Genomic DNA, 4,103 nt, shown 5'->3' with positions numbered 1-4,103 from the left:
TCCCGCCAGTACGCCAGGAACTACGCGGCACCGGGCGCCACGGAACCGTCGGGTTACAAGGGCTTCGTCGCCCGCGCCGAGGAGCTCGCCGCGAAGTACGGTGACCACTTCCTGCCCACCGAGTCGCTGAGGAAGGCTGCCGCCGAACAGGAGTGAAACGGCCACGGGCTCGAAGGCCCGAGCCGGACGAGACAGAAGCGGCCGCCCCCGGGGATCGCCCCGGGGGCGGCCGCGTGTCGTCGCCGTGTTGGGGGTAATTCACCGTTCTCAGTCGACCCCGTGTGGGCGAGGGCGATCGAGTTCGGCACGCGAGAACCGTCCTCTGCCTGCGATTTTGTAAATTAGGCAAGGCTTCCCATGTGAAGGTTAGGCTGTCCTTTGTTTGGGTGCTACTGTAGCCGCATGTTCAGACAGCGCTCAGGCTCGCTCCGGCTGGCCGTCGCCCTCCTGGCTCTCTCCCTGACCTCGTGCGGCGTCGCGACCGGGCTCGGCGGAGACCCCGCCACCATCTCGGGGATACCGCTCGCGTCGGAGGTCTCGGCGATCGAGGACCCACGATCCTTCTCCGGCGAACTCGCCCTGGAGTTGGTCGACGACCCGGTCGAGCCCGTCGCGACCGACCCCGCCCCGCAGCTGCCCGCCGTGGTCACCGACAACCAGGGCACGGTCGTCGAGGTCGCCGACGTCTCCCGGATCCTGCCCCTGGACATCTACGGAACGCTCTCGCGCATCGTGTTCGAACTCGGGTTGGGTGACAACGTGATCGGCCGGGACGTCTCCTCGGCCTTCGCCGAGATCGCTGATCGCCCACTGGTCACGCAGGACGGTCACCAGCTCAACGCCGAGGCGATCCTCGCTCTCGATCCCAGTGTGATCATCACGGACACCTCGCTCGGTCCGTGGGACGTGATCCTGCAGCTGCGCGACGCGGGGATCCCCGTCATCGTGGTGGACTCGCACCGGTCCCCGGACAACGTCGAGGCGCTCACCCGGGCCGTCGCGGACGGCCTCGGGGTGCCCGAGTTGGGCCGTGAACTGGGGGAGCGAACCCGCGCGAAGATCGTCGAGACCGAACGATCGATCTCGTCTGTCGTGCCGGAATCGGAGACCGCGCGGCTGCGCACCGTGTTCCTCTACGCACGTGGTAACGCCGGGGTCTACTACATGTTCGGCCAGGACAGCGGCGCGGACGAGTTGATCACCGCCGCCGGCGGGTACGACGTGTCCTCCGAGGTCGGGTGGAAGGGCGCCAAACCGGCCAACGACGAGGGGCTCATCGCCGCCCAGCCGGACGTCATCATCATGATGAACAAGGGGCTCGAGTCCGTCGGCGGCGTCGACGGGCTGCTCGAGAGGTTCCCGGCCATGGCCCAGACGCCCGCCGGGGCGAACCGGCGGATCGTCGCGATGAACGACGACCTCGTCCTGTCCTTCGGCACCAGGACCCCCGCGGTGCTCAACGCCCTTGCCGTGGCCCTCTACGCCCCCGACGCGCTGTGACGCTCACCGAGGAGTCACGGGCGCGGGTCGGCCGGCCGACGTCACACCCCGTCCCTGCGCGTACATCCGGCGGCGCCCACCGCATTGTGACCGGGGGCCTGCTGATCGTCGGGCTGGCGGTGGCCCTCGGGGTTCTGGGCGTGGTGGCCGCGGCGTCGGGACAGCTGCCCATCCCCGCGACAGAGGTCGCCTCCGGGTTCCTCCGCGGTCTCGGTGTCGACCTCGGCCCCGCCGCGAGCCACCCCCGCGCCGATGCCACGTTATGGAGCGTCCGCTTCCCCAGAGTGGCGATGGCGATGGTCGTGGGCGCCGCCCTCGCGGTGGCCGGTGCGCTCATGCAGGGAGCGTTCGGCAACCCGCTCGCCGAGCCCAGTGTGGTGGGGGTGTCCGCCGGTGCGGCCGTGGGCGCGGCAGCGGCGATCGTGTTCGGGCTGACCGCCTTCGGTGTCTGGACCAGCGTCGTCTGCGCCTTCGTCGCCGGCATCCTCACCACGACGGTGGTGTACCTGTTCAGTCGGAGTAACGGCCGGACCGAGGTGGTCACCCTGGTGTTGACCGGCATCGCCGTGAACGCCGTGGCGGGAGCCGCGCTCGCCCTGCTCATGTTCCTCGGAGACACCCAGGCCCGCGAGGAGATCGTCTTCTGGCAGCTGGGGAGTCTGAACGGCAGCCGGTGGGACCACGTCCTGGTGGTGGCGCCCCTGGCGCTGCTCGGACTGGCCCTGGCGACCCGCCTGGCGCGGCCGCTCGACCTGCTCGCGTTGGGGGAGCGTCCGGCCCGTCACCTGGGCGTTGACGTCGAGCGACTGCGAATCCACTCCATCCTGCTGGTCGGACTGCTCACGGCCGCTGCGGTGAGCTTCTGCGGAATCGTCGCCTTCGTGGGACTGGTGGTGCCGCACCTCATCCGCATGATCGCCGGTCCGGGACACCGACTGCTGCTGCCGGCGTCCGCGCTGGGCGGCGCGGTGTGCCTGCTGGCCGCGGATCTGCTGGCCCGGACCGCGGTGGACTACGCGGAGTTGCCGCTCGGCATGGTGACGGCCGCCGTCGGCGGCCCGTTCTTCTTCTGGCTGCTGCACCGCACACGTCGTACCGCGGGGGGCTGGGGATGAGCGGCGGCGAAACACGCGTGCCGGTGGTGTCCGCCGAGGGGGTCACGGTACGCCTCGGCGGTCGGACCCTGCTCGATTCGGTGGACCTGGAGATCTATGCCGGTGAGGTGCTCGCTCTGGTGGGTCCCAACGGGGCGGGGAAGTCGACGCTGCTCGGCGTGGTGGCGGGGGACACCCACCCCGACGCCGGCCGCACCGTCCTCGACGGCCGCGATCTACGGCGGTGGCGCCTCGGGGATCTCGCCCGGCGCCGAGCGTTGCTCACCCAGGCCAACTCCGTCGCCTTCCCCTTCACCGTGCGGGAGATCGTCGCGATGGGTCGCGCACCCTGGGCGGCGCGGCCGGAGGGCGACCACGACGAGGAGGTCATCGAGGAATCGCTGGCCGCCACCGACACCGCCCACCTGCGGTCCCGGACCTTCCCGACCCTGTCCGGTGGTGAGAAGGCGCGCGTCTCCCTGTCGAGGGCGCTCGCGCAACGCGCCGGTGTGTTGTTGCTGGACGAACCCACCGCGGCGGTCGACCTGCGCCATCAGGAGGTCGTCCTGGAACTGGCCCGGACCGTGGCCGACGCCGGTGGGGCGGTGGTCGTGGTGCTGCACGACCTCGAGCTGGCGGCCGCGTGGTCCGACCGTCTCGTGATGATCTCGGACGGCCGCATACGGGCCGAGGGGTCCCCGGAGCAGGTCCTCACCTCCGAACTGGTGGAAGAGGTCTACCAGCAGCCGGTCGTCGTCGACCGGCATCCCGTCACCGGTGATCTGTTGGTCACCCCGGATCGACGACGATTCCGGACCGCCCGGACGCCGGTGGAGCCCGCGGTCGACACCACACACGCGTCGGCCCTCGTCAAGGAGTTCTCGTGAGACACACACTGTCATCAACGGCACGGGCGACCGTGGCCCGGATCGTCGCCGTTCTGACACTGGCGCTGCTCGGCACCTCGGTGCTGGCCGTGCTGACCCAGGCCACGGCGCACGCCGCCGCGCGACTGACGGCATCGAGTTCGCTGGGCGGGGCGGTGGCGTCGACGTCGGGCACGACCGGGTTCACCCTGTCGGGTTCGGGTTTCCAGGCGGTCGAGGGCGGTTTCGGTGGCGTGTACGTCGGGTTCGGCTGGGTCAGCGGATCCGGGTGGGGGCCGTCCAACGGTGGCGCGACGGGCCGGACCTACGACTACGTCCCGGACGAGCAGTCGCGCAGCAACCAGGGATACCAGGCATTCGTCGCCTTCCCCGGCTCGTCGACGGCCGGAGAAGCCCAGGCGACGATGGGTTCCGATGGATCGTTCCGGGTGAACCTCACGGTCCCGGGTCCCACGTTCACCGGAGCCGGGGGCAAGAGCATCGACTGCACCAAGGTCACCTGCGGTTTCCTCACCTGGGGCGCGCACGGGGTGCGCAACGGCGCCAACGAGACCTTCACCCCGGTGACCTTCCGGGCCGGGGACCCCGCACCCGCGGTCGAGCAGTCGCCGGCGGCGGGAGC

5 protein-coding genes are annotated in these 4,103 nt (G+C 70.6%); all 5 read left to right on the top strand.

Annotated features, from left to right (window positions below):
- Nucleotides 1–156: hypothetical protein (locus tag G6026_RS17330; protein WP_241728015.1), on the top strand; the 156-nt coding region annotated here is incomplete at its 5' end.
- A gap of 246 nt (nucleotides 157–402) precedes the next feature.
- Entirely contained in the window at nucleotides 403–1,500 is a 1,098-nt protein-coding gene (locus G6026_RS10270; RefSeq protein WP_107755819.1) for an ABC transporter substrate-binding protein, read from the top strand.
- A gap of 86 nt (nucleotides 1,501–1,586) precedes the next feature.
- Nucleotides 1,587–2,615: an iron ABC transporter permease gene (locus G6026_RS10265; protein WP_309230197.1), complete on the top strand. Its 1,029-nt coding sequence runs from the start codon at nucleotides 1,587–1,589 to the stop codon at nucleotides 2,613–2,615.
- Nucleotides 2,612–3,481 (top strand): heme ABC transporter ATP-binding protein, encoded by an 870-nt coding sequence (locus G6026_RS10260; RefSeq protein ID WP_182613117.1) that lies wholly within the window; start codon nucleotides 2,612–2,614, stop codon nucleotides 3,479–3,481. Before G6026_RS10265 ends, G6026_RS10260 begins: the two co-directional genes overlap by 4 nt.
- Nucleotides 3,478–4,103: hypothetical protein (locus G6026_RS10255; protein WP_206681819.1), on the top strand; the 626-nt coding region annotated here is incomplete at its 3' end. The genes G6026_RS10260 and G6026_RS10255, both read left to right, overlap by 4 nt.

This window comes from Dietzia sp. DQ11-38-2, assembly GCF_014145055.1.
In the GTDB taxonomy this organism is placed as follows: Bacteria; Actinomycetota; Actinomycetes; order Mycobacteriales; family Mycobacteriaceae; genus Dietzia.
This window is presented reverse-complemented; position numbering and strand designations above follow the sequence as displayed.